20 protein-coding genes are annotated in these 23793 nt (G+C 65.8%); 9 read left to right on the forward strand and 11 right to left on the reverse strand.

Features of this window, described 5'->3' with window-relative positions; all coding sequences use genetic code 11:
- Positions 1-4 precede the first annotated feature (4 nt).
- Both ftsH and HWY37_RS25260 read right to left on the reverse strand, forming a co-directional pair.
- Positions 5-1891: an ATP-dependent zinc metalloprotease FtsH gene (ftsH, locus tag HWY37_RS25255; protein WP_175206206.1), complete on the reverse strand. Its 1887-nt coding sequence runs from the start codon at positions 1889-1891 to the stop codon at positions 5-7.
- 215 nt (positions 1892-2106) lie between these two features.
- Entirely contained in the window at positions 2107-2739 is a 633-nt protein-coding gene (locus tag HWY37_RS25260) for an RlmE family RNA methyltransferase (RefSeq protein WP_175206205.1), read from the reverse strand.
- A gap of 18 nt (positions 2740-2757) precedes the next feature.
- Here HWY37_RS25260 and HWY37_RS25265 point away from each other — a divergent pair, with 18 nt between their 5' ends.
- Complete coding sequence (locus tag HWY37_RS25265; protein WP_176090120.1) at positions 2758-3357, forward strand: YhbY family RNA-binding protein; 600 nt, start codon at positions 2758-2760, stop codon at positions 3355-3357.
- A gap of 130 nt (positions 3358-3487) precedes the next feature.
- Here the strand turns inward: HWY37_RS25265 and greA are convergent, their stop codons facing one another.
- The gene (gene greA / locus HWY37_RS25270; RefSeq protein WP_054451366.1) at positions 3488-3964 is read right to left on the reverse strand and encodes a transcription elongation factor GreA; all 477 of its coding nucleotides are present in this window, start codon (positions 3962-3964) and stop codon (positions 3488-3490) included.
- Positions 3965-4630: 666 nt separating this feature from the next.
- Between greA and HWY37_RS25275 the strand changes: the two genes are divergently transcribed.
- A complete protein-coding gene (locus HWY37_RS25275; protein ID WP_175206203.1) occupies positions 4631-6250 on the forward strand; it encodes a methyl-accepting chemotaxis protein in 1620 nt (539 codons plus the stop codon).
- A gap of 51 nt (positions 6251-6301) precedes the next feature.
- Here the strand turns inward: HWY37_RS25275 and HWY37_RS25280 are convergent, their stop codons facing one another.
- Positions 6302-7612, reverse strand: coding sequence for a solute carrier family 23 protein (locus HWY37_RS25280; RefSeq protein WP_175206202.1), 1311 nt, complete (start codon positions 7610-7612; stop codon positions 6302-6304).
- A gap of 138 nt (positions 7613-7750) precedes the next feature.
- On the opposite strand from HWY37_RS25280, the gene HWY37_RS25285 reads away from it, so the two are divergent.
- From HWY37_RS25285 to HWY37_RS25310, 6 genes are all read left to right on the forward strand, one after another.
- Positions 7751-8179, forward strand: a complete 429-nt coding sequence (locus HWY37_RS25285) for a hypothetical protein (RefSeq protein WP_176090121.1) — start codon at positions 7751-7753, stop codon at positions 8177-8179.
- Positions 8180-8307: 128 nt separating this feature from the next.
- Positions 8308-9633, forward strand: a complete 1326-nt coding sequence (locus tag HWY37_RS25290) for an ABC transporter substrate-binding protein (RefSeq protein WP_175206200.1) — start codon at positions 8308-8310, stop codon at positions 9631-9633.
- Positions 9634-9721: 88 nt separating this feature from the next.
- Positions 9722-11434, forward strand: a complete 1713-nt coding sequence (locus HWY37_RS25295) for an ABC transporter permease (protein WP_175206199.1) — start codon at positions 9722-9724, stop codon at positions 11432-11434.
- Positions 11431-12516 (forward strand): ABC transporter ATP-binding protein, encoded by a 1086-nt coding sequence (locus HWY37_RS25300; RefSeq protein ID WP_175206198.1) that lies wholly within the window; start codon positions 11431-11433, stop codon positions 12514-12516. The genes HWY37_RS25295 and HWY37_RS25300 overlap by 4 nt, the downstream gene beginning before the upstream one ends.
- Before the next feature lie 10 nt (positions 12517-12526).
- A complete protein-coding gene (locus HWY37_RS25305) occupies positions 12527-13435 on the forward strand; it encodes a LysR family transcriptional regulator (RefSeq protein ID WP_175206197.1) in 909 nt (302 codons plus the stop codon).
- 26 nt (positions 13436-13461) lie between these two features.
- Positions 13462-14106, forward strand: coding sequence for a histidine phosphatase family protein (locus HWY37_RS25310; RefSeq protein WP_175206196.1), 645 nt, complete (start codon positions 13462-13464; stop codon positions 14104-14106).
- A gap of 4 nt (positions 14107-14110) precedes the next feature.
- Here the strand turns inward: HWY37_RS25310 and HWY37_RS25315 are convergent, their stop codons facing one another.
- The 3 genes from HWY37_RS25315 to carA form a co-directional block, all read right to left on the reverse strand.
- Positions 14111-14875 carry an SDR family oxidoreductase gene (locus HWY37_RS25315; protein ID WP_175206195.1) on the reverse strand — a complete coding sequence of 255 codons (765 nt, stop codon included), beginning with the start codon at positions 14873-14875 and terminating at the stop codon, positions 14111-14113.
- A gap of 89 nt (positions 14876-14964) precedes the next feature.
- Complete coding sequence (gene carB / locus HWY37_RS25320; protein ID WP_054451376.1) at positions 14965-18204, reverse strand: carbamoyl-phosphate synthase large subunit; 3240 nt, start codon at positions 18202-18204, stop codon at positions 14965-14967.
- 10 nt (positions 18205-18214) lie between these two features.
- Positions 18215-19369: a glutamine-hydrolyzing carbamoyl-phosphate synthase small subunit gene (gene carA, locus HWY37_RS25325; protein ID WP_175206194.1), complete on the reverse strand. Its 1155-nt coding sequence runs from the start codon at positions 19367-19369 to the stop codon at positions 18215-18217.
- 219 nt (positions 19370-19588) lie between these two features.
- Between carA and tal the strand changes: the two genes are divergently transcribed.
- Positions 19589-20542: a transaldolase gene (tal, locus tag HWY37_RS25330; RefSeq protein WP_176090122.1), complete on the forward strand. Its 954-nt coding sequence runs from the start codon at positions 19589-19591 to the stop codon at positions 20540-20542.
- Positions 20543-20607: 65 nt separating this feature from the next.
- Here the strand turns inward: tal and HWY37_RS25335 are convergent, their stop codons facing one another.
- From HWY37_RS25335 to HWY37_RS25350, 4 genes are read right to left on the reverse strand one after another with little or no spacing between them, the layout of a single operon-like run.
- Complete coding sequence (locus HWY37_RS25335; RefSeq protein ID WP_176090123.1) at positions 20608-21135, reverse strand: carboxymuconolactone decarboxylase family protein; 528 nt, start codon at positions 21133-21135, stop codon at positions 20608-20610.
- A gap of 11 nt (positions 21136-21146) precedes the next feature.
- Positions 21147-21941, reverse strand: coding sequence for an ABC transporter permease (locus tag HWY37_RS25340; RefSeq protein WP_088142186.1), 795 nt, complete (start codon positions 21939-21941; stop codon positions 21147-21149).
- 3 nt (positions 21942-21944) lie between these two features.
- Positions 21945-22754 (reverse strand): ABC transporter ATP-binding protein, encoded by an 810-nt coding sequence (locus tag HWY37_RS25345; protein WP_175206191.1) that lies wholly within the window; start codon positions 22752-22754, stop codon positions 21945-21947.
- The gene (locus HWY37_RS25350; RefSeq protein WP_176090124.1) at positions 22747-23787 is read right to left on the reverse strand and encodes an ABC transporter substrate-binding protein; all 1041 of its coding nucleotides are present in this window, start codon (positions 23785-23787) and stop codon (positions 22747-22749) included. Before HWY37_RS25350 ends, HWY37_RS25345 begins: the two co-directional genes overlap by 8 nt.
- Positions 23788-23793 lie beyond the last annotated feature (6 nt).

The raw sequence follows: 23793 nt of genomic DNA on the forward strand, positions 1-23793 counted from the left end.
AGCCTCAGACAGCGGCAGCCGTATTGCCACCTGCCGCCAGGCCCGTGGGCGGCGTGTCGGACGTATCCGACGGGCCCTGAGGCGTCTTCGGGGGACGCGGGGGGCGGCCCTCGATGATGTCGTCGATCTGGTCCGCGTCGATGGTTTCCCATTCGAGCAGCGCGGAGGTCATCACTTCGACCTTGTCGCGGTTGTCTTCCAGGATCTTGCGCGCAACGCTGTACTGCTCGTCGATGATGCGGCGGATCTCGGTGTCCACCTTCTGCATGGTGGCTTCCGACATGTGCGTGGTCTTGGTGACGCTGCGGCCCAGGAACACTTCGCCTTCGTTCTCGGCATAGACCATGGGGCCCAGCTCGTCGGTCATGCCGTAGCGCGTGACGATGTCGCGGGCGATGGCGGTGGCGCGTTCGAAGTCGTTCGAGGCGCCCGTCGTCATCTGGTTCATGAAGATTTCTTCGGCGATGCGGCCGCCGAACAGCACGGCGATGGTCGACAGCAGACGGCCCTTGTCCATGCTGTAGCGGTCGGTCTCAGGCAGCTGCATGGTCACGCCCAGCGCGCGGCCGCGCGGGATGATGGTGACCTTGTGGACCGGATCGGTCTTGGGCAGCAGGCGGGCGACGATGGCGTGGCCGGACTCGTGGTACGCAGTGTTCTTGCGTTCCTCTTCGGGCATCACGATGGAGCGGCGTTCCGCGCCCATGATGATCTTGTCCTTGGCCTTTTCGAAGTCGGACATGTCGACCGTGCGGCCGTTGCGGCGCGCGGCGAACAGGGCGGCTTCGTTGACCAGGTTGGCCAGGTCGGCGCCGGAAAAGCCCGGGGTGCCGCGCGCCAGGACGGTCGCGTCGACGTTCGGCGACAGCGGGACCTTGCGCATGTGGACTTTCAGGATCTGCTCGCGGCCGCGGATATCGGGCAGCGGCACCACGACCTGGCGGTCGAAGCGGCCCGGACGCAGCAGCGCGGGATCCAGCACGTCGGGACGGTTGGTCGCGGCGATGACGATGACGCCCTGGCCGGACTCGAAGCCGTCCATTTCCACCAGCATCTGGTTCAGGGTCTGTTCGCGTTCGTCGTTGCCGCCGCCCAAGCCTGCGCCGCGCTGGCGGCCGACCGCATCGATTTCGTCGATGAAGATGATGCAGGGAGCATGCTTCTTGGCGTTTTCGAACATGTCGCGCACGCGGGCAGCGCCCACGCCGACGAACATTTCAACGAAATCGGAACCGGAGATGCTGAAGAACGGCACCTTGGCTTCGCCCGCGATGGCCTTGGCCAGCAGCGTCTTGCCGGTACCGGGGGAACCGACCATCAGCACACCGCGCGGAATGCGGCCGCCCAGTTTCTGGAACTTGCTCGGATCGCGCAGGAAATCGACCAGCTCCTGCACGTCTTCCTTGGCTTCGTCGCAGCCGGCGACGTCGGCAAAGGTGATCTGGTTGGTGTTTTCGTCGAGCATGCGGGCGCGCGACTTGCCGAAGCTGAACGCTCCGCCCCTGCCGCCGCCCTGCATCTGGCGCATGAAGAATACCCAGACGCCGATCAGCAGCAGCATGGGGAACCACGACACGAAGATGCTCATCAGCAGCGATTGCTCTTCGCGCGGCTTGCCCGAAACCTGGACGCCGTACTTCAGCAGATCGGAGACCATCCACAGGTCGCCCGGGGAGGTCAGCGTGTAGGCGCGGCCCGCGTCAGGGGTGACGTACAGCACGTCGCCCTGGACGTCGACCTTGCGGATACGTCCCGCCTTGGCGTCGTCCATGAACTGCGTGTAGGTCACGCCGTCCTGGGTCTGAGCGCGTCCGTCGAACTGCTTGAAGACGGTGAACAGCACGAGGGCTATCACCATCCAGACAGCGACTTTCGAAAATGAATTATTCAAGGTCGATCTCCTGCTTTCGATTCCGACCGGCGACCGCGCACCCGCATATGGCACAGTCACAAGTATGTCAATAGCCCATTCTACCCTGTCAGACCAGCTTGCGTCCCGGGATGCCTGGGCCCCTCTAAGTTTTGTCTGATTCGTGAGTTTTCTGGTCGTTGTCCCGGCAGGCGGTAGGTTGCGTCTGGATCGGGGCGATATGCCCCGGATCCGGGCTACTTCAGATCGCGCGCAACCAGAAAGGTTTCGGAGGATTTATCCCGCGAAGCCTTCGGCTTGCGTTCGACCACCCGCTTGAAGCGCTGCTTGAAGGACTCCACGATCTGCGAAAAGCCGCTGCCGTGGAAGGCCTTGACGATCAGCGCCCCGTTGGGCTTCAGATGGGCGCAGGAGAATTCCATCGCCAGCTCGCACACATGCTGGATGCGCGCGGAGTCGGCAATACCCACCCCAGACAAGTTGGGGGCCATGTCGGAAATAACAAGGTCCACCGCGCGCGATCCGACCATGTCTTCCAATTGTTTCAAGACTTCGTCGTCGCGGAAGTCGCCCTGGATGAATTCGACGCCCGCCACGGGCTCCATGGGGAGCAGGTCGAGCGCGATGATGCGCCCGTCCACGATCCCGCCCGGTCCCGCCAGGCGCTCGCGCGCCACCTGAGACCAGCTGCCGGGCGCCGAGCCCAGGTCGACCACCAGGTCGCCCCGGCGCATCAGTTTTTCGGTGTCCAGGATCTCGATCAGCTTGAAGGCGGCGCGGGCCCTGTAGCCCTTCTGTTGCGCCAGCTTCACATAGGGATCGTTGATGTGCTGGTGAATCCAGTCTTTAGAGAATTTATTCTTGGCCATTACCGTACAATTCCACGCATGCCTATATTAGAACTTACCTCTCGTGAGCGCAGCGACCTTCGGTCCGCCGCTCACCCTCTGCGCCCCGTCGTCCTGATTGGCGACAATGGCCTGACCGAAGCCGTGCTCAAGGAAATCGACCTGGCACTGACTTCGCATGGCCTCATCAAGGTGCGCGCCGGCGGCGACGACCGCGAAGCCCGAGATGCCATGCTGTCGACCATCTGCGACACGCTTTCCTGCGCTCCGGTGCACCACCTGGGCAAGACCCTGATCCTGTTCCGCCCGCTGGCCGGCAACATCAAGCCCGCCGCGCTGGCCGCCATGGAACCCGAACGCCCCGCCAAGCGCCGCGCTTCCGAGCCGCATACGCCCAAGAAGCTGGCCGCCGAAGGTAAAACCCTGGCCAAGCGTCCGCGCCGCAGCGAAACCGAAGAGCCCAAGCCGAAGACCCGCTTCGTGCCCCAGGACCAGCTCAACAAGAACGGCAAGCCCATGCGGCCCAGCACCAAGAAGGCTTCCGCCAGCGGCCACGGCATTCCCCGCCGCGCCGGCAGCGCGCTCAGCCTGCGGGCCGGAGCTCGCAGCGGCACCAGCCGCAAGACGGCGAAAAGGTAAGCGCCAGGCACAAAAACGGGCGCTTTACGCGCCCGGTCCACCATAGCAATCCGCATTAAACCGCGGAATTCAGTCGAACGCACGGTTCGGACTATGGTGTTTTGACAGTTTCCAGCTTACTACGTTGGCGTCAGATGTAACGGACGCCCAGGACTTCATACTCGCGAACGCCAGCCGGGGCCTTGACCTCGACGACATCGCCTTCGCTCTTGCCGATCAACGCGCGCGCCACCGGGCTCGACACGGAAATCAGGTTCGACTTGATGTCGGCTTCAACGTCGCCGACGATTTGATACGTCACGCGATCGCCCGAATCCAGGTCCTCGATATCGACGGTAGCGCCAAACACGGCGCGCCCTTCGGCATCAAGAGCGGTAGGGTCGATCAAATGGGCATTGGAAAGCGTGCCTTCAAGCTCGGCAATCCGACCCTCGATAAAGCCTTGGCGCTCGCGAGCAGCGTCGTACTCGGCATTTTCCGAGAGATCGCCCTGCGCACGCGCTTCAGCGATCGCGTTGATAACGGCAGGACGTTCCACGGTTTTCAGCCGCTGGAGCTCTTCTTGCAAGCGCTCGGCCCCGCGCACGGTCAAAGGAATGGCAGACATGTCGTTTCCCAAACAAAAGTAGAAAACGCCCCGGACGGAGCGTTCTCGGTGAAGGTCGTGAACCTGGCGCGCGCAGGCCGTCGGGTGTATCGAGATTGACGGCGCGGCGCGGACGACCAAAACAAAACCCCGGCTCGGGTCGGAACCGGGGCAATCAAGGTCATATTGTGGTCAAAGTCCACGGGAATTGCAAGCCGCCGGAGAAAACGTCGTTTTCGGCGCATTTCGCTGCCGTAACCCGCTAAAACCGGCCATTTCTTCTGATTTATCTCAATCCGCGAGCGATCCGCGCGGCCGGGTCGCGTCCGCGCCGCAGGATGAGCCATTCATGTTGCGTAAAAACTACTTTCTGATAGTTTTTTGCAACAAAGCCCCAGATCGGTGCATGGAAACGCCTGAGGCATGCGATCAAAACCGTTATAACCTACAAATTGTGTCACATATAACATTTTAATACATCCTATATTCGACGAACGATCGTCTGGCTAGGGCTGGCAGACCGCGAGCACATGCCGGACGCAGGTGACTTGTTTTTTTGCGGGTGTTTGCAGTTGTGGCGTACGCATCGCCGCCATCCGGCGCGACGTGCGCCGTTCCACAGCGCGGCGGGCAGCCCTCGGGCCAATCCCGCGCGCGACGGATCGCGTTCGAGAACAAGGAGCTCTCATGCTGGAAAAACTGAAAGTCCGTACTGGAATGCTGTTGGTACTCGGATGCTTCATGATTGCCCTGGCGCTGGCTTGCAGTTTGAGCTGGATGAACGCCGAGCGCAGCGTGGCCGAGATCAAGGACCTGAACAATGTCGCGGTCCATCAGGTCGACCCGCTGTTTGAAGCCAACGCCGCCCTGTTGCGGGCGCGCCTGGCGCTGGGCACGGGCATGGCCGCCGTGCAGGCCGGCGCCATGGACCAGGCCGCCCAGGCCGGCCAGGAAGCCGCCAGCCAGCTGAAGCTGGCGCGCGATCGCTTCACCCGCTACATGGCCGTGCCCAAAAGCCCGCGCGGCCAGGAACTGGCCCTGGCGCTACAGGGGCGCTTCACGGAGTACAGCGCCATCCTGGATTCCCTGGACGCCGCCCTGAAGGAACGGGCGCCAGCCAAGTACCAGCAGGACGAAGCGCGGCTGCCCCAGATCGACGCGAATTTCATCAAGGACATGCAGGCCTTCCTGGCCCGCGTCCAGGAGCGCAGCGACGGCGTGCTGGCAAGCTCGGAGCAGACCTACTCCACCGCACGGATCTCGTCGGTGGCCCTGGTATCGACCGCCCTGCTGCTGACCGCGCTGTGCTGGACCTTCATCCGCCGCGCCGTGCTGCGTCCGCTGCAGGAGGCCGGCAGGCACTTCGACCGGATCGCGGCCGGTGATCTGACCAACCGCGTGGAAAGCCGCTCCGACAATGAGATCGGCGTCCTCTTCGCCGCCCTCAAGCGCATGCAGGAAGGCCTGACCCGCACGGTGACGTCCGTGCGCCAGGGTGTGGACGAGATCAACGTGGGCGCCGCGGAGATCGCGGCCGGCAACGCCAACCTCTCGGTGCGCACCGAGGAACAGGCCGCCGCGCTGGAGGAGACCGCATCCACCATGGAGGAGCTGGCGGTCACGGTGAAGCAGAACGCCGAAAACGCCTCCCAGGCGAATCAGCTGGCCGCCGTCAGCATGGACGTGGCGCAGCGCGGCGGCCAGAACGTGGAGCAAGTGGTGGCCACCATGCACGGCATCTCGGACAGCTCGCGGCGGATCGCCGACATCGTGTCGGTGATCGACGGCATCGCCTTCCAGACCAACATCCTGGCGCTGAATGCCGCGGTAGAGGCCGCGCGCGCCGGCGAACAGGGCAAGGGCTTTGCCGTGGTCGCCGGCGAGGTCCGCACCCTGGCCCAGCGCGCGGCGCAGGCGGCCAAGGAAATCAAGACGCTGATCGAGGCCTCGGTGGACACGGTCGCCGCCGGTTCGGCGCAAGTCGCCGCCGCCGGGCAGACCATGCAGGAAATCGTGGAATCGGTGCAGCGCGTGGCGGCCATCATGGGCGAGATCTCGGCGGCCTCGGCCCAGCAGGCCGGCGGCATCGACCAGGTCAGCCTGGCGATCACGCAGATGGACGAAGTGACGCAGCAGAACGCCGCGCTGGTGGAGGAAGCCTCCGCCGCCGCGGCCGCGATGGAGGAACAGGCGCGGCGCCTGGCCGAGGCCACCGCGGTGTTCAAGACGCAGTCGGGACAGGTGATCGAGGCGGCGCCGGTGGAGTTGGCGCGCGCCGCGCCGGCCTCGAGGCTATCGCGCACCTAGACGCTCGCGGGCCGTGCGCGGAGCTCCAGCGCCCGCGCATGGCCTGGCCGCCTACTTCCTGCGGCGCAGCAGCGCGTACAGGATGATGGCGCCGAAGGTGGCGGTGCCGATGCCGCCCAAGGTGAAATTGCCCAGCTTGACCGTGAAGTCGCCCGCGCCCAGCACCAGCGTGACGGCGGCCACGATGAGGTTGCGGTTGTCGCTGAAGTCCACCTGGTTGACCACCCAGATGCGGGCGCCGGCGATGGCGATGAGGCCGAACACCACCACCGACATGCCGCCTAGCACGGGCGCCGGGATCATCTGGATCAGCGCGCCGAACTTGGGCGAAAAGCCCAGCACGATGGCGATCAGGGCAGCCACCACGAACACCAGCGTGGAATAGATGCGCGTGACCGCCATCACCCCGATGTTCTCGGCGTAGGTGGTGACGCCCGTGCCGCCCACGGCGCCGGACACCATGGTCGCGACCCCGTCGCCGACGAAGGCGCGGCCCAGGTAGCGGTCCAGGTCCTGCCCGGTCATGGCGCTGACGGCCTTCACGTGGCCCAGGTTTTCGGCCACCAGGATGATGGCGACGGGCACGATGAGGCCCATGGCCTCGGCCTTGAACACCGGCGCGGCAAAATGCGGCAGGCCGAACCAGGCCGCGGCGGCCACGCCCGAAAAATCGATGGGCTTGCCCAGCCCCATGCCATTGGCCAGGATGCCGTACACCACGCATGCCAGGATCATGCCGACCAGGATCAGCAGGCGCTGCACCATGCCCTTGGTGAACACGGCGATGCCGCCCACGCACAGGATGGTGACCATGGACATCACGCTGTCGAAACCCGACGCGCCCATCGCGCCCTTGGCGGCAATGGGCGCGAGGTTCAGGCCGATGACGGCGACCACAGCGCCAGTGACCACGGGCGGCATCAGGGTATCGATCCAGTTCGCGCCGCCGCCGGCGCGCGCGTTGACGAACCAGACGACCAGCCCGATCAGCGTGTAGGCCAGGCCGCAGGCGATGATGGCGCCCAGCGCCACGCCGATATTGGCGTTGGCGCCGCCGCCCGCGTAGCCGGTCACCGCGATCACACCGCCGATGAAGGCGAAGCTGGAACCCAGGTAGCTGGGCACCCGGCCGCCGACGAACAGGAAGAAGATCAGCGTGCCTATGCCCGACATCAGGATGGCGACGTTGGGGTCGAAGCCCATGAGCAGCGGGGCCAGCACGGTGGAGCCGAACATGGCGACGACGTGCTGGGCGCCCATGGCCACGTTCTTGGGCCAGGACAGCCTTTCGTCGGGCGCGATGATGACGCCGGGCTCGGAGTCGTCCGCCAGGCGCCAGCGGGGAAAGTAGGAATTGGACATGGATATCCCAAAGTAGGTGTTGGGTGTGAGCGGGCGCCAGTGTAAAGGGGGCCGCAAACGGGGGGCAATGCTTAAGTTCGCCGCCGGAATGCCGTACTAGTGAAAACCCCAAAATCCTCACTCGCGGCAGGAGCAATCATGGCGATCGATCCCATCAGCGGCAATTCCCGCATCAACAGCCTCGCGGACCTGTGGGCCCAGAAGATCCAGGCCAACAAGGAAGCCAAGAGCGCCTCGGGTACGGAAGCGAGCACGACGTCCGCGGACGGCAAGATACGCGTCGACAACCCCGGCGGCCTGAAAGTAGGCAACGTGCAGGAAGCCAAGGAAACCGAGGACTCCAGCGACGACGACGCATACACGCGCCAGATCAAGGAACTGCAGAGGCAGCTCAAGCGCGTGATGGACCAGATCGCCAAGGTCCAGGCCAGCGGCATGTCGGCCGAAATGAAGGCCCAGCAACTGATGGCGCTCAATGCCCAGGCGATGCAGATCCAGCAGCAGATCACTGAAGTGATGGACCAGCAGGCCCAGGCCATGCGAGGCGGCGTATCCGCCAGGGCCTAGCGGGCAAGGCCCGCCCCCCCACGCGGCCGGGGCGCCCGCATTGATGGCGCGCATCAAAATTTCTGATTGGACGCTACCCAGACCAGCCAGTACTGTCTCCGGACAAATTAAAACTACGGAGACAAACCATGCATGCAATGCGCACAGCCCTTGCAGGTGCGGTGCTGGCCGTTTGCGCGGCCCCTGCCCTCGCAGGCACCGTCACGGTGATCACGTCGTTCCCCAAGGACCTGACCCAGGCCTACAAGACCGCCTTCGAAAAGGCCAATCCCGGCATCACGCTGGAAATCCTCAACAAGAACACCGTGTCGGGCATCGCCTATGTGCGCGAAACGCCCGCCGGCCAGCGGCCCGAGGTGTTCTGGGCCAGCGCGCCGGACGCGTTTGAGGTCCTGGGCCGCGACAAGCTGCTGGCCAGTTCCGCCGACGTGGCGAACAAGCAGGTGCCGGACAAGATCGGCGAATACCCCATCAACGATCCCGGCGGCATGTACCTGGGCCAGGCCCTGGCCGGCTACGGCATCATCTACAACACGCGCTACATCACGGCGCACAAGATTCCCGCCCCGGTCGAATGGAAGGACCTGCTGTCGCCGCAATGGTTCGGCCACGTCGGCATCACTTCGCCGTCGCGCTCGGGCACCATGCACCTGACCGTGGAAACCATCCTGCAGGGCGAAGGCTGGGACGAAGGCTGGAGCACGCTGCTGCGCATGTCGGGCAACAGCAGCGCCGTCACCGAGCGCTCGTTCGGCGTGCCGGACGGCGTGAACAACGGCCAGTTCGGAGCCGGCCCGGTCATCGACTTCTTCGGCCTGTCCAGCAAGTACTCCAAGTTCCCGGTCGAGTTCGTCTACCCCTCCGAGACCGCCATCGTGCCGGCCAACATCGCGCTGATCGAAGGCGCGAAGAACTCCGAGGAAGGCAAGAAGTTCATCGCCTTCACCCTCAGCCAGGCTGGCCAGGAACTGCTGCTGGAGCCCAAGATCTCGCGCCTGCCGGTGCTGCCCTACTCGGCGCTGGCCGGCAAGATTCCCCAGGGCTACCCCGACCCCGCCGAGATCGCCAAGCGCAGCAAGGTGCAGTTCAACGCCGACCTGTCGCAGTCGCGCTACTACGTCGTGCAGTCCCTGTACGACCAGACGGTCACGTTCCGCCTGAAGGAACTGCAGGCCGCCACAAAGGCCATCTACGACGCCGAAGCCAAGCTGGGCGACAAGGCCAAGAGCGGCAAGGCGGCAGAGCTGCTGGCGCAGGCCCGCAAGCTGACCTGGGCGCCGCTGGTCGACGGCAAGAAGGCCGCCGACCCGGCTTTCCTGGCCATCTTCGCCGGCAACAAGAAGGACGCCGCCGTTAACCAGCAGATCACGCAGCTGGAAGGCGAATGGAACGGCCGTTCCAAGGCGAACTACGAAGAAGCCGTGAAGCTCGCCAAGCAGGCCGCGGCGCTCTAGGCCGCCGCAACCGCAGGACGCGCGCGACGGACGGGCCTGCCCCGTCCGCCGCCGCGGTTTTCCCCTGGCAACGATTTCGGGAATCTCGATGAATTCTTCGGGCCACTCGCGCCTGCCCGTCGGCCCCCTGCTGACGGCGCTACTGGTGTTCGGTTTTCTGCTGCTGTTCCTGGCCGTGCCGGTGGGCACGGTGTTCTACAGCGCCTTCGTGAACGCCGATGGCAGCTTCACGATGGGCCACTTCGGCGCATTCTTCAACCAGCCGCTGATGAAGGAAGCCTTCTTCAACAGCCTGTACGTGGCGGGCTGGTCGGCGCTGCTGGCGTCCCTGATCGCCGTGCCGCTGGCGTACTTCACGGTGCGCTTCGACTTCCGCGGCGCGCTGCTGATCCAGACGCTGGGCGTGCTGCCGCTGATCATGCCGCCCTTCGTGGGCGCGGTCGCGATGCAGCTGATCTTCGGCCGCTCGGGCAGCGTGAACCTGCTGCTCAACGACTGGTTCGGCTTCACCATCCCCTTCATGGAAGGCTTGAACGGCGTCATCTTCGTCGAAGCGCTGCACTATTTCCCCTTCATCCTGATGAACCTGGTGGTGGCGCTGCGCAACATCGACGGCGCCATGGAGGAAGCGGCCTTCAACCTGGGCTCGCGCGGATTCCGCCTATTCCGCCGCGTGATCTTCCCGCTGGCGCTGCCGGGCTACGTGGCCGGCGCGTCGCTGGTGTTCGTCAAGGTCTTCGACGACCTGGGCACGCCGCTGGTGCTGGGCACCACCAACATGCTGGCGCCGCAAGCCTATCTGCGCATCACGCAGGTGGGCCTCGAGGACCCGCTGGGCTACGTGATCAGCGTCATCATGGTCGGGTTCTCGATCCTGGCGTTGTGGCTCTCGGCGCGCGTGCTCAAGGGCCGCGACTACTCTACCCTGCAGAAGGGCGGCAGCTCCATCCAGAAGCGCAAGCTGCGCCCCATGGAAAGCGTGCTGGCCTACGGCTGGATCATTCTGGTGCTGCTGCTGGTGCTGTCGCCGCACATGGGCGTGCTACTGTTGTCGCTGGCCAGCGTCTGGAGCTTTGCGCCGCTGCCCGACGGCTACACCCTGGCGCACTACTCCGCGGTGTTCTCCGAATCCCAGGGCATGATCGCCAACACCCTGCTCTATTGCGGCCTGGCCGCGGGCGTGGACGTGATCCTGGGCACCGCTATCGCCTACCTGATGCTGCGCACCCGCCTGCCGGCGCGCCAGTGGCTGGACTTCCTGGCGTCCGCCGCGCTGGCGATTCCGGGCATCGTGCTGGCCATCGGCTTTCTGCGCACCTTCCGCGGCATCGAACTGCCCGGCACCGGCACCCTGCTGACCTCGTCGTGGATCATCATCATGATCGCGTACTCGGTGCGGCGGCTGCCCTATGCCCTGCGTTCCTGCGTGGCCTCGCTGCAGCAGATCAACATCTCGCTGGAGGAAGCCGCGCAATCGCTGGGCGCCACCCGCATGAGCACCATACGGCGCGTGGTGGTGCCGCTGATGGCCGGCGGCATGCTGGCGGGCTTCGTCACCAGCTTCGTGACGGCGGCAGTCGAACTGTCCGCCACCATCATGCTGGTGACCAAGGACAGCCAGGCGCCCATGAGCTACGGCATCTATCTGTACATGCAGAGCGCGGCGGGCCGGGGGCCCGGCGCCGCGCTCGGCGTCCTGGCGGTGGCCGCGGTGGCCATCGGCACGTATGTATCGCACCTGCTGGTAGAGCGCGCCCAAGCGCGCCAGCGGCCGGCGCGCACTGAAGGGGAATCCGCATGAAGAAAGTCAGCGTCGAATGCCGCAACATCCGACTGTCCTACGGCAAGACGGAAGTGCTCAAGGACGTCAACATCAGCATCGAACCCGGCGAGTTCTTCGCCCTGCTCGGACCGTCCGGCTCGGGCAAGTCCACACTGCTGCGCCTGATCGCCGGATTCAACCGGCACAACGCGGGGCAGCTGCTGGTGGACGGCAAGGACATCAGCAGCACTCCGCCCTGGAACCGCAATATCGGCATGGTGTTCCAGAACTACGCGCTGTGGCCGCACATGACGGTCTGGGACAACGTGGCGTTCGGCCTGGTCGAACGCAAGCTGCCGCGCGCCGAGATCCGCGCCAAGGTGGAAGCCGCGCTGGAACTGGTCGGCCTGTCGCAATACGCCAAGCGCCGTCCCAACCAGCTGTCCGGCGGCCAGCAGCAGCGGGTGGCGCTGGCGCGCACCATCGTCATCGAACCGCAGGTGCTGCTGCTGGACGAGCCGCTGTCCAACCTCGACAAGAAGCTGAGGGTGCAGATGCGCCAGGACCTGCTCAGCCTGCAGCGCCGGCTGGGCATCACCACCATTTTCGTCACGCACGACCAGGAAGAGGCCATGACCACCGCCGACCGCATGGCGGTGCTGGACCATGGCGTGGTGCAGCAGATCGGCGCGCCCAGCGTCCTGTTCGACTATCCGGTGAACCGCTTCGTCGCCAACTTCGTAGGCACCATGAACGTGCTGGAAGGCAATGTGCGCGAACGCACCAGCGGCAGCGTGGTGCTGGCGGTGGAAGGCGTGGGCGACCTGCACCTGCCGCTGGCGGGCGAAGCGCCAGCCGCATCGAGGCTGGCGGCCAGCTTCCGCCCGCACACGGTGCAGATCGAAATGGCGGACGGGCTGGGCGATGCGCGCTACGTCTGGCTGCCCGGCATCGTGGAAAGCAGCGAGTTCCTGGGCGAATTCACCCGCTACCAGGTGCAGATCGGCGAACAGCGCCTGACGGCGGACCAATCGCATCTGGCCGGACTGTCGCCCTTCCCGGTCGGCGCCCCGGTCTCGGTCGGACTCGAACCCACCCAGGTGCGGCTCCTGGCGGCCTAAACTCGGGCCCATGGAAATCTATCAGATCCGCGCCTTCGTCACGGTCGCCCGGCTGGGCAACCTGACGAAGGCGGCCGAGGCGCTGTCGCTGACCCAGCCCGCCGTGACGGCGCAGATCAAGGCACTGGAGCAAAGCCTGGGCGTGGCGCTGTTCGACCGCAGCGGCGGTCGGCTGGCCCTGGCCAAGGCCGGCGAGGTGCTGCTGCCCACCGCCGAATCGCTGCTGGTGCTGGGCGCGCAGTTCAAGTCCGAGGCCCAGCAGCTGCAAGGCAGCCTGCACGGCGCGATCGAGCTGGGCGTGCCCAGCGAGAAACCCGACTTCCTGCGCCTGGGCGAACTGGCCTCGGCCGTCACCCAGCGCCTGCCCCTGGTCGAACTGAAGACCCAGACCCTGCCCGCCGCCACGCTGGCGGAACTGGTCAGCACCGGCCGCCTGCCGGCGGCGCTGATCATCGCCGCCAATCCGCCGCGCGGCGTGCTGTGGCTGCCGCTGCGCAGCGTGCGCTACCGCATCGCCATGCCCAAGGACCACGCCGCGGTGCTGAAACGCGGCGGCTGGCGCGAGGTGGCGCAACTACCCTGGCTGGACGGCCCGTCCGGCAGCCACACGCACCTGCTGCTGCGCGACATGTTCGAGCGCCACGGCCTGTCGCCACGCATCGTGATGCAGAACGACGATCAGGCCAACCTGGACGCGCTGGTGCGCGCCGGCGCGGGCTGCGCCCTGTTGCGCGAGGAAGCCGCCCTGGCGGGCGCCGCCTCGAACGACTTCATCGTCTGGGGCCAGGCGCGCGTCGACGCCATGCTGGGATTCATCCTGCCGTACGAGCGCGCTAGCGAGCCCGCGCTGGTCGCGTTAAGCTCGATCATTCAAACCATCTGGAAACCGCGCGCGGCCATCGCGCCCGCCCAGATCTAAGCCTCAATCCCCGCATCAAGACCGTAATGACTGAAATCTGGTTCATCCGCCACGGCGAAACCGACTGGAACCGCCAGCGGCGCCTGCAAGGCTGGCAAGACATCCCCCTGAACGAATTCGGCGTCAACCAGGCCAGCCTGCTGGCCGCGCGCATGCGCGCGGAGGCCCGCAGCACGCCTATCCACGCCATCTACAGCAGCGACCTGCAGCGCGCCCACGCCACCGCCCTGCCCGTGTCCGAACAGCTGGGCCTGCGCGTGCGCGTGGAACCCGGCATCCGCGAGCGCGGCTTCGGCGTGCTGGAAGGCCTGGACCACGAACGCATCGACGTGCTCGCGCCCGAGGCCGCGGCCGCCTGGAAAAGCCGCGATCCGCTGCGCCCGCTGGATGGAGGCGAAACGCTGGGCCAGTTCCAGTCCCGCGTCATTTCCACCGTGGACGACATCGCCAGCCGCCACGACGACGAACGCATCCTGATGTTCACCCACGGCGGCGTGCTCGACATCATCTGGCGCCATGCCTCGGGCGTGCCGCTGAACGCGCCGCGCGACGCCGCGCTGCTGAACGTCAGCATCAACCGCGTCGGCGTGCAGGGACGGAAATGGCAGGTGCTGGACTGGGGCGACGTGGCTCACGTGAGCGACGAAGTCGGCGACGACGTCACTCCCTGAACCTTCAGCGCGCGCGGCGCGGCTTGCGCGGCGCGTTGCGCGCCAGCCTGTCGTACACGGCATTGGGCAAGAGGCGCATCAACTTGGCCACGACGCCCATCTGCCAGGGAATCACCACGTAGGACGCGCCCCGCCCGATCGCGGCGCGTGCGCGCCGCGCGAAGGCGTCGGCCTCCATCAGGAAGGGCATCGAGTACGGGTTGTGCGCCGTCATGGCCGTCTTGATGTAGCCCGGCGCTATCGTCACCACGTCTATGCCTTCAGCCGCCAGTTCCAGCCGCAGGCTTTCGCAGTAGGTCACCACCGCCGACTTCGACGCGCTGTAGGCGCCCGCTCCCGGCAGTCCCCTCACCCCCGCCACGCTGGCGATGCCCACCAGCCGGCCGGAGCCCGCCGTCCGCATGGACGCGATGAACGGCTCGAAGGTCGCCACGGTGGCCAGCAGATTGGTGTCGACGATGGCCTTGAAGACGTCATAGTCCTCGCCGTGCTCGGTCAGGGTGCCGGCGCTGATGCCGGCGCTGGCGATGACCACGTCCACCCGCCCCTGGCAGAACGCAATGAAATCCTGGGCCGCGGCATGCAGGCCCTGGCGGTCGCGCACGTCCACCGCATAGCAGCGGTGTTCTCCGGGCAGGCTGTCGGCCAGTTCCCGCAAGGCGTCCTCGCGCCGGCCCAACAGGCCCAGGGTGGCGCCGGTGGAGGCGTATTGCTGCGCCAGGGCGCGTCCCAGGCCGCTGCTGGCGCCGGTGATGAAGACTCTTTCCATGTGTGCCTGATGCCTGTGGTGGCGTTGCGGAATCGCGTTGCAAAAAAATAGGGCACGCTCTCGCGTGCCCTATTGTGGCGTTTGCCGGCTTAGCCTTGCAAGGAGGCGTGCAGCTCCTGCAGCGGATAGACCTGCAGGCCCAGGCCTTGGCGCAGGTATTGCATGCCTTCGACCGCGGCGCGGGCGCCGGCGATGGTCGTGAAGAAGGTCACGCGGGCGGCCAGCGCCTGGGTGCGGATGGTACGCGAGTCAGCAATGGCGTTGCGGCGCTCTTCGACGGTGTTGATGACCAGCGAGATCTCGCCGTTCTTCACCATGTCGACGATGTGCGGACGGCCTTCGGTGACCTTGTTCACCAGTTGCACCGGGATGCCGGCGGCTTCGATCTCGGCTGCCGTGCCGCGCGTGGCGACCAGCTTGAAGCCGAGCGCGTGCAGGCCGCGGGCCACTTCCACCGCCAGGGGCTTGTCCTGGTTCTTGACGCTGATGAACACCGTGCCGGATTCCGGCAGGCGCACGCCGGCGGCCAGCTGCGACTTGACGAAGGCTTCGCCGAAGCTGGTGCCCACGCCCATCACTTCGCCGGTCGACTTCATTTCCGGACCGAGGATGGTGTCCACGCCCGGGAACTTCACGAACGGGAACACGGCTTCCTTGACCGAGAAGTAAGGCGGCACGACTTCCTTGGTGATGCCTTGCGCGGCCAGGGTCTGGCCGGCCATGGCGCGCGCGGCGATCTTGGCCAGCTGCAGGCCGGTGGCCTTGGAAACGTAGGGGACCGTGCGCGAGGCGCGCGGGTTCACTTCCAGCACGTAGACGTCGCCGCCCTGGATGGCGAACTGCACGTTCATCAGGCCGCTCACGTTCAGCGCCTTGGCCATCATCGTGGTCTGGCGCTTGATCTCGGCGATGACTTCCGCCGACAGCGAGTACGGGGGCAGGCTGCAAGCCGAATCGCCCGAGTGCACGCCGGCCTGCTCGATGTGTTCCATGACGCCGCCGATAAAGACGGTTTCGCCGTCGGCCAGGCAGTCCACGTCCACTTCGGTGGCATTGTTCAGGAAGCGGTCCAGCAGCACGGGAGAGTCATTGCTGACCTTCACGGCCTCGCGCATGTAGCGTTCAAGGTCCTGCTGCTCGTGAACGATTTCCATGGCGCGGCCGCCCAGCACGTAGCTGGGGCGCACGACCAGGGGATAGCCGATTTCGGCGGCGTGGGCCAGGGCCTCGCCTTCCGTGCGCGCAGTGCGGTTGGGCGGCTGGCGCAGGCCAAGCTTGTTGAGCAGCTTCTGGAAGCGCTCGCGGTCTTCGGCCACGTCGATGGATTCGGGGCTGGTGCCGATGATGGGCACGCCATTGGCTTCCAGCGCGCGCGCCAGCTTCAGCGGGGTCTGGCCGCCGTACTGGACGATCATGCCGACCGGGTTTTCCTTGTGCACGATCTCGAGCACGTCCTCGAGCGTCAGCGGCTCGAAGTACAGGCGGTCCGAGGTGTCGTAGTCGGTGGACACGGTTTCCGGGTTGCAGTTGACCATGATGGTCTCGTACCCGTCGTCGCGCAGCGCCAGCGCGGCGTGCACGCAGCAATAGTCGAACTCGATGCCCTGGCCGATGCGGTTCGGACCGCCGCCCAGCACCACGATCTTCTTGCGGTCGGTGGGCGCGGCTTCGCACTCTTCCTCGTAGGTCGAGTACATGTAGGCCGTGCGGGTGGCGAATTCAGCGGCGCAGGTGTCGACGCGCTTGTAGACCGGACGCACGTTCAGCTGGTGACGCAGCTTGCGCACTTCGGATTCCGAGGAATCCAGCAGGAAGGCCAGGCGGCGGTCGGAGAAACCGCGGCGCTTGAGTTCCCACAGCGTGGCGTAGTCCAGGTCGGCCAGCGTCTTCTGTTCCAGCGCCAGTTCGATGTCGACGATTTCCTTGATCTGCGACAGGAACCACGGGTCGATGTGCGTGATGTTGTGCACTTCGTCCAGCGTGAAGCCCTGCGCGAAGGCGTCGCCCACGTACCAGATGCGTTCCGGACCGGGCTCGCCCAGTTCGACCTGCAGCTTTTCGCGGTCGGTGGTCTTCTGGTTCAGGCCGTCCACGCCCACTTCCAGGCCGCGCAGCGCCTTCTGGAAGGATTCCTGGAAGGTGCGGCCGATGGCCATGACTTCACCCACGGACTTCATCTGGGTGGTCAGGCGCGCGTCGGCGGTGGGGAATTTTTCGAAGGCGAAACGCGGCACCTTGGTGACCACGTAGTCGATCGAGGGCTCGAACGAGGCCGGCGTGGCGCCGCCGGTGATTTCGTTCTTGAGCTCGTCCAGCGTGTAGCCCACGGCCAGGCGCGCGGCGACCTTGGCGATGGGGAAGCCGGTGGCCTTGGACGCCAGCGCCGACGAACGCGACACGCGCGGGTTCATCTCGATGACGATCATGCGGCCGTTCTTGGGATTGACGGCGAACTGCACGTTCGAGCCGCCCGTATCCACGCCGATCTCGCGCAACACCGCGATCGATGCGTTACGCATGATCTGGTATTCCTTGTCGGTCAGCGTCTGGGCCGGCGCCACGGTGATCGAGTCGCCCGTGTGCACGCCCATCGGGTCCAGGTTTTCGATGGAGCAGACGATGATGCAGTTGTCCGCCTTGTCGCGGACCACTTCCATCTCGAATTCCTTCCAGCCCAGCAGCGACTCTTCGATCAGCAGTTCGCTGGTGGGCGAAGCTTCCAGGCCGCGGCGGCAGATGGTTTCGAATTCCTCGGCGTTGTAGGCGATGCCGCCGCCCGAACCGCCCATGGTGAAGCTGGGGCGGATCACGGCGGGGAAACCGGAGGTGCCGACTTCGGCCGCGATGCGGCGCTGCACTTCCCAGGCTTCGTCCATGCTGTGCGCGACGCCCGACTTGGCCGATTCCAGGCCGATGTCGGTCATGGCCTGCTTGAACTTCTGGCGGTCCTCGGCCTTTTCGATGGCGTGCTCGTTGGCGCCGATCAGTTCGACGTTGTGCTTCTTTAGCACGCCATGGTGAGCCAGGTCCAGCGCGCAGTTCAGCGCGGTCTGGCCGCCCATGGTGGGCAGCAGCGCATCGGGCTTTTCACGCTCGATGATCTTTTCGACGGCTTGCCAGGTGATGGGCTCGATGTAGGTGACGTCGGCCGTTTCCGGGTCCGTCATGATCGTGGCCGGGTTGCTGTTCACCAGGATGGTGCGGTAGCCCTCGGCCTTGAGCGCCTTGCACGCCTGCGCGCCGGAATAGTCGAATTCGCAGGCCTGCCCGATGATGATGGGGCCGGCGCCGATGATGAGTATGCTTTTTAGGTCTGTACGCTTGGGCATGATGCAATCTTTACTTTTGGCCGGACATCAGGCTGATGAACTTGTCGAACAGCTCCAGGATGTCGTGCGGACCCGGGCTGGCTTCGGGGTGGCCCTGGAAGCAGAAGGCCGGGCGGTCGGTAAGTTCGAAGCCCTGCAGCGTGCCGTCGAACAGCGAGACGTGCGTCACGCGCGCGTTGGCCGGCAGGCTGGCCGCGTCGACCGCGAAACCGTGGTTCTGGCTGGTGATGAACACGCGCTTGGACTGGAGGTCCTGCACGGGGTGGTTGGCGCCGTGGTGGCCGGTCTTCATCTTGAGCGTCTTGCCGCCCAGCGCCAGGCCCATGATCTGGTGGCCCAGGCAAATGCCGAACACCGGCAGCTTCTTGTCCAGGAAGGCGCGCGTGGCTTCGATCGCGTAGTCGCAGGGCTCGGGGTCGCCGGGGCCGTTGGACAGGAACACGCCATCGGGATTGAGCTTCAGGACTTCCTCGGCGCTGGTCTGGGCCGGCACGACGGTCAGGCGGCAGCCGCGGTCGGCCAGCAGGCGCAGGATGTTGGTCTTGATGCCGAAGTCGTAGGCCACGACGTGGAACTTGGACTGGTCGGGCTTGGAGAAGCCTTCGCCCAGCTGCCAGGTGCCTTCGGTCCATTCGGCGCGATCCTTGACCGACACCACCTTGGCGAGGTCCTGGCCGGCCATGCCGGCGAAGCCGCGGGCCAGCTCGACGGCGCGCTCGGCGTCGGTGCCGACGAAGATGCAGGCGCCCTGGGCGCCCTTTTCACGGAGGATGCGGGTGAGCTTGCGGGTGTCGATGCCGGAAATGGCGACGACGCCTTGCTCGGAGAGGTACTCAGGCAACGATTGCGTGGAACGGAAGTTCGACACGCGGGCGGGACAGTCGCGGACCACCAGGCCGGCGGCAAAGACGCGCTTGGCTTCCACGTCTTCGGCGTTGACGCCGGTATTGCCGATGTGCGGATAGGTCAGCGTGACGATCTGGCCGCTATAGCTGGGATCGGTGAGAATTTCCTGGTACCCGGTCATCGCGGTGTTGAACACCACTTCGGCAACGGTATGCCCAGGCGCACCGATCGACACGCCTCGAAAAATGGTACCGTCCGCCAGAGCCAGAATTGCAGGAGGGAAGCGGTTGATCCCCTCGGGAAAGAGTTGCGGCAGCACAGTAAACCCCGGTTTTAGAATCGATAATCAAACCTTCGGATTATACCTTGAGCGGCCGTTTTTCTCGGGGAACCGCGCCAAATAAGGCCGGAAACGGGGTTTTGGGCTGTTTTTCCGCGTCCCGCCGTCCCCCTCCGCCGTCCGGCCGGCAGCGCGCCTGCGGCCTCAGTGATACGCTAGGACACCTTCAACCCTAGCCTGCAGCGAGCCGTACCGTCCATGTCCAGCCAACTTGACGCCCTGCGCAACCACACCACCGTCGTCGCCGACACGGGGGATTTCGAAGCGATGAAGGCGTTGCGTCCGACCGACGCCACCACCAACCCGTCCCTGATTCTCAAGGCCGTCCAGCAGGACGCCTACCGCCCCCTGCTGGAAAAGACCGCGCGCGAACACCGCGGCGCCCCCACCGCCGAACTCATGGACCGCCTGCTGGTCGCTTTCGGCCGCGCCATCCTGGACATCGTCCCGGGCCGCGTGTCGACCGAAGTCGACGCCCGCCTGTCCTTCGACACGCGCGCCACCATCGAACGCGCCCGCAGCCTGATCGCCCTGTACGAAGCCGCCGGCGTGCCGCGCGAGCGCGTGCTGATCAAGATCGCCTCGACCTGGGAAGGCATCCAGGCGGCCCGAGCCCTGCAATCGGAAGGCGTGCGCTGCAACCTGACCCTGCTGTTCTCGCTGCCGCAGGCCGTGGCCTGCGCCGATGCGCACGTGCAGCTGATCTCGCCCTTCGTCGGCCGCATCTACGACTGGCACAAGAAGTCCGCGGGCGCCAATTGGGTCGAAGCCGACAATGCCGGCGCCCGCGACCCTGGCGTGTTGTCCGTCAGCCGGATCTACCAGTACTACAAGCATTTCGGCATTCCCACCGAGATCATGGGCGCGAGCTTCCGCAACGTGGGCCAGATCCTGGCGCTGTCGGGCTGCGACCTGCTGACCATCAGCCCCGAGCTGCTGACCAAGCTGGCAGGCACCGAGGGCGACGCCCCGGCGCAATTGCGCGCCGACGACGTGCCGGCCAACATCGCCCGCATCGGCGCCGACGAGATCACGTTCCGCACCCTGCTCAACGAGGATGCGATGGCCAGCGAGAAACTGTCGGAAGGCATCCGCCTGTTCGTGGCGGACGCGGTCAAGCTGGACGCGCTGATCGAGGCGCAACGGGCCTGACCGGGGCGGGCGCCGCGGCGCCCGCGCAGGCAAGGAAATGCGCGGCCCGCGGCCGCGCGCCTGCCTCAGCGATGATCGTGCGAGTGCACCTGCAGCGCTTCCAGGAAGCGCGACACCATGTTGTAGGCCGCCACCGTCGCGGTCAGCTCCACGATGAGCTTTTCCGAACCCATGGCCGCCTTCGCGGCCTGGAACACGGGATCCGGCACCTGCACCTGGCGCGTCATGGCGTCGGTATAGGCCAGCACCGCCCTTTCGCGTTCGTCGAACAGGCTGGAGGCTTCCCAATCGTTCAGCGCGTCCAGCTGCGCCTGCGACACGCCTTCCTTCAAGGCAATCGGCGCATGCTGGTCGGCTTCGTAGGGCGCGCCATTGATGGCCGCCACGCGCATGATCACCAGTTCCCGCAAATCGCCAGGCAAGGTGCTGAGCTGGCGGATCGACGTCAGGTAGTTGAGCCAGCCGCCCGCCACGGCGGGGCTGTGCAGCAGCATCTGGTACAGGTGCAGGACGCTGCCGCGCTCGGCGACGATGCGGTCGACCAGCGGCTTCGCTTCGGGATGGGTCAGGTCGGCATAAGGTAGACGGGCCATGGAAACTCCGTTCAAATCTTTTCGGTTTCGCCGGACCGCGGCTGCCATTTCATCAGGCGCTTTTCGCCCATGCCGACAACGGCGTCCAGCACCAGCGCGAACGCCGTCAGCACAATAATGCCCGCGAACACGGTATTGACGTCGAAAGTGCCCTCGGCCTGCAGGATCAGGTAGCCCACACCGCTGGCCGAGCCCAGGTACTCGCCCACCACCGCGCCCACGAAGGCCAGGCCGACCGAGGTGTGCAGGCTGGAAAACACCCAGCTGGTGGCCGACGGCAGGTACACGTGCCGCAGCAGCTGGCGCCGGCGTGCGCCCAGCATCCTGGCGTTGTCCAGCAAGGTGGGGCTGACTTCGCGCACGCCCTGGTAAACGTTGAAGAACACGATGAAGAACACCAACGTCACAGCCAGCGCCACCTTGGACCAGATGCCCAGGCCGAACCACATGCCGAAGATGGGCGCCAGGATGACGCGCGGCATCGAGTTGGCGGCCTTGATGTAGGGATCGAGGATCGCGCTGGCGCCCGGCGACAGGCCCAGCCAGAGACCGAAGGCCAGCCCCGCGATGGTGCCGATGAAAAAGGCCAGCACAGTCTCGGTCAGCGTCACGCCCAGATGGGTGTAGATGTCCGCGTTGGTGACGAACCAGGCCCAGATGCGGCCCCAGACCTTCAGCGGCTCGCCGAAGAAGAAGGCCACCTTGGGATCGCGCGATGCGAAATGCCAAACGAGAAGAATGATGACCAGCAACAGCAACTGCCAGAAGCGCAGGCTGGCCGAACCGGGTTTGATCAGCTTGGGCATGGCCTAGGCTCGCTTCTGTTGGGCGTAGCCCTTTAGGACTTCTTCACGCAGCACGCCCCAGATGGCGGCATGCAGCTCCACGAAACGCGGATGCGTGCGCACTTCGGCCACGTCGCGCGGACGCGGCAGGTCGATGGCGAATTCGCCGATGGGGTGCGTGCCGGGCCCGGCCGACAGCACCACCACGCGGTCGCTCATGGCGATGGCTTCGTCCAGGTCGTGGGTGATGAAGAGCACGGCCTTGCGCTTGGCCATCCACAGGTCCAGGACCTCGTTCTCCATGAGCTGGCGCGTCTGGATGTCCAGCGCCGAGAACGGCTCGTCCATCAGGATGATGTCCGGGTCGCGGATCAGCGTCTGGGCCAGCATCGCGCGCTTGCGCATGCCGCCCGACATCTGGTGCGGATAGCGGCTCTCGAAGCCGCCCAGGCCGACGCGGCGCATCCATTCGCGGCCACGCTCCAGCGCCTGCGGGCGCGGCACGCCGGCGAAGTCCAGGCCGGCCACCACGTTGTCCAACGCGCTGCGCCACGGCAGCAGGGCTTCGCCCTGGAACATGTAGCCAGCGCGCTCATTGATGCCGGACAGCGGCTGCCCGAACACCTTGACGCTGCCCGACGACGGCGCCAGCAGGCCGGCGCTGACATTGAGCAGGGTGGACTTGCCGCAGCCGGTAGGCCCCACCACCGACACGAACTCCCCTGGCGCGATGGCCAGGGAGGTATCGCTGACGGCGGTGTAGCGTTGCGAGCGGTCGTCGCGGGAGACAAAGGTGCAGCTGATGTTTTCCAGCGACAGCGCGGCGTCAGCCATTGGGGTACTTCTCGTTGGCGCGGCGCGCGTAGTCGTTGGTCCAGACCTTGGACGGATCGATCTTGGAACCGTCGAAATCCGCCTGGTAGGCGGCCAGCGCCTTGAGCGCGGTGGCGGCGCCATCCTCGGGAATCATGCCGTCGGGCGACAGGCCTTCCAGGCTCTTGGCGATGGCGGCCTTGTAGACGGCCGGATCGCCCAGCAGATAGGTTTCCGGCACGGCCTTGGCGATCTCGTCGGCGCCGGCCTTCTGGATCCACTTGTCGGCGCGCACCAGGGCGTTGGCCAGCGCCTGGGTGGTATTGGGATTGGCGTCGATGAAGGCTTGCGGCGCATACAGGCAGCCCGCCGGCATGTTGCCGCCGAAGATGTCCTGGGTGTCCTTGAGCGTGCGCGTGTCGACGATGATCTGGATGTCGCCGGGCATCTCCAGCATCGACACCACGGGGTCGGTATTGGAGATGGCGTCGATCTGGCCGCTGCGCAGCGCGGTCACCGCGCCGGCGCCGGCGCCCACGCCGATGATGGAAACGTCCGAAGCCTTCAGGCCATGCTTGGCCAGAAAGAAGCTGACGACCATGTTGGTGGACGAGCCCGGCGCGGTCACGCCGATCTTCTTGCCCTTCAGGTCGGCGGCGCTCTTGTAGTTGGGCATGTTCTTCTTGGACACGCCCACGCCGATCATGGGCGCGCGGCCTTGCAGCACGAAGGCGCGGTAGGCCTGGCCCTTGGACTGCATCGACAAGGTGTGCTCGAAGGCGCCCGAGACGATGTCGGCGCTGCCGCCCACCACGGCCTGCAAGGCCTTGGAACCACCCGCGAAGTCGGCGATGCTGACGTCCAGCCCTTCGTCCTTGAAGTAGCCGCGGGCCTCCGCGATGGACAGGGGGAGATAGTAGATCAGCGGCTTGCCGCCGACTGCGATCTGGACCTTGGTCTTCTCCAGCTTCTGCGCGCGCACGATGGCGGGCGCCATGCCCATGACGCCGGCGGCGCCGGCCATCTTGAGCAGATCACGGCGAGTGACTGACATGTGCTT

This window comes from Achromobacter anxifer (assembly GCF_903652925.1).
GTDB lineage: Bacteria > Pseudomonadota > Gammaproteobacteria > Burkholderiales > Burkholderiaceae_B > Achromobacter > Achromobacter anxifer.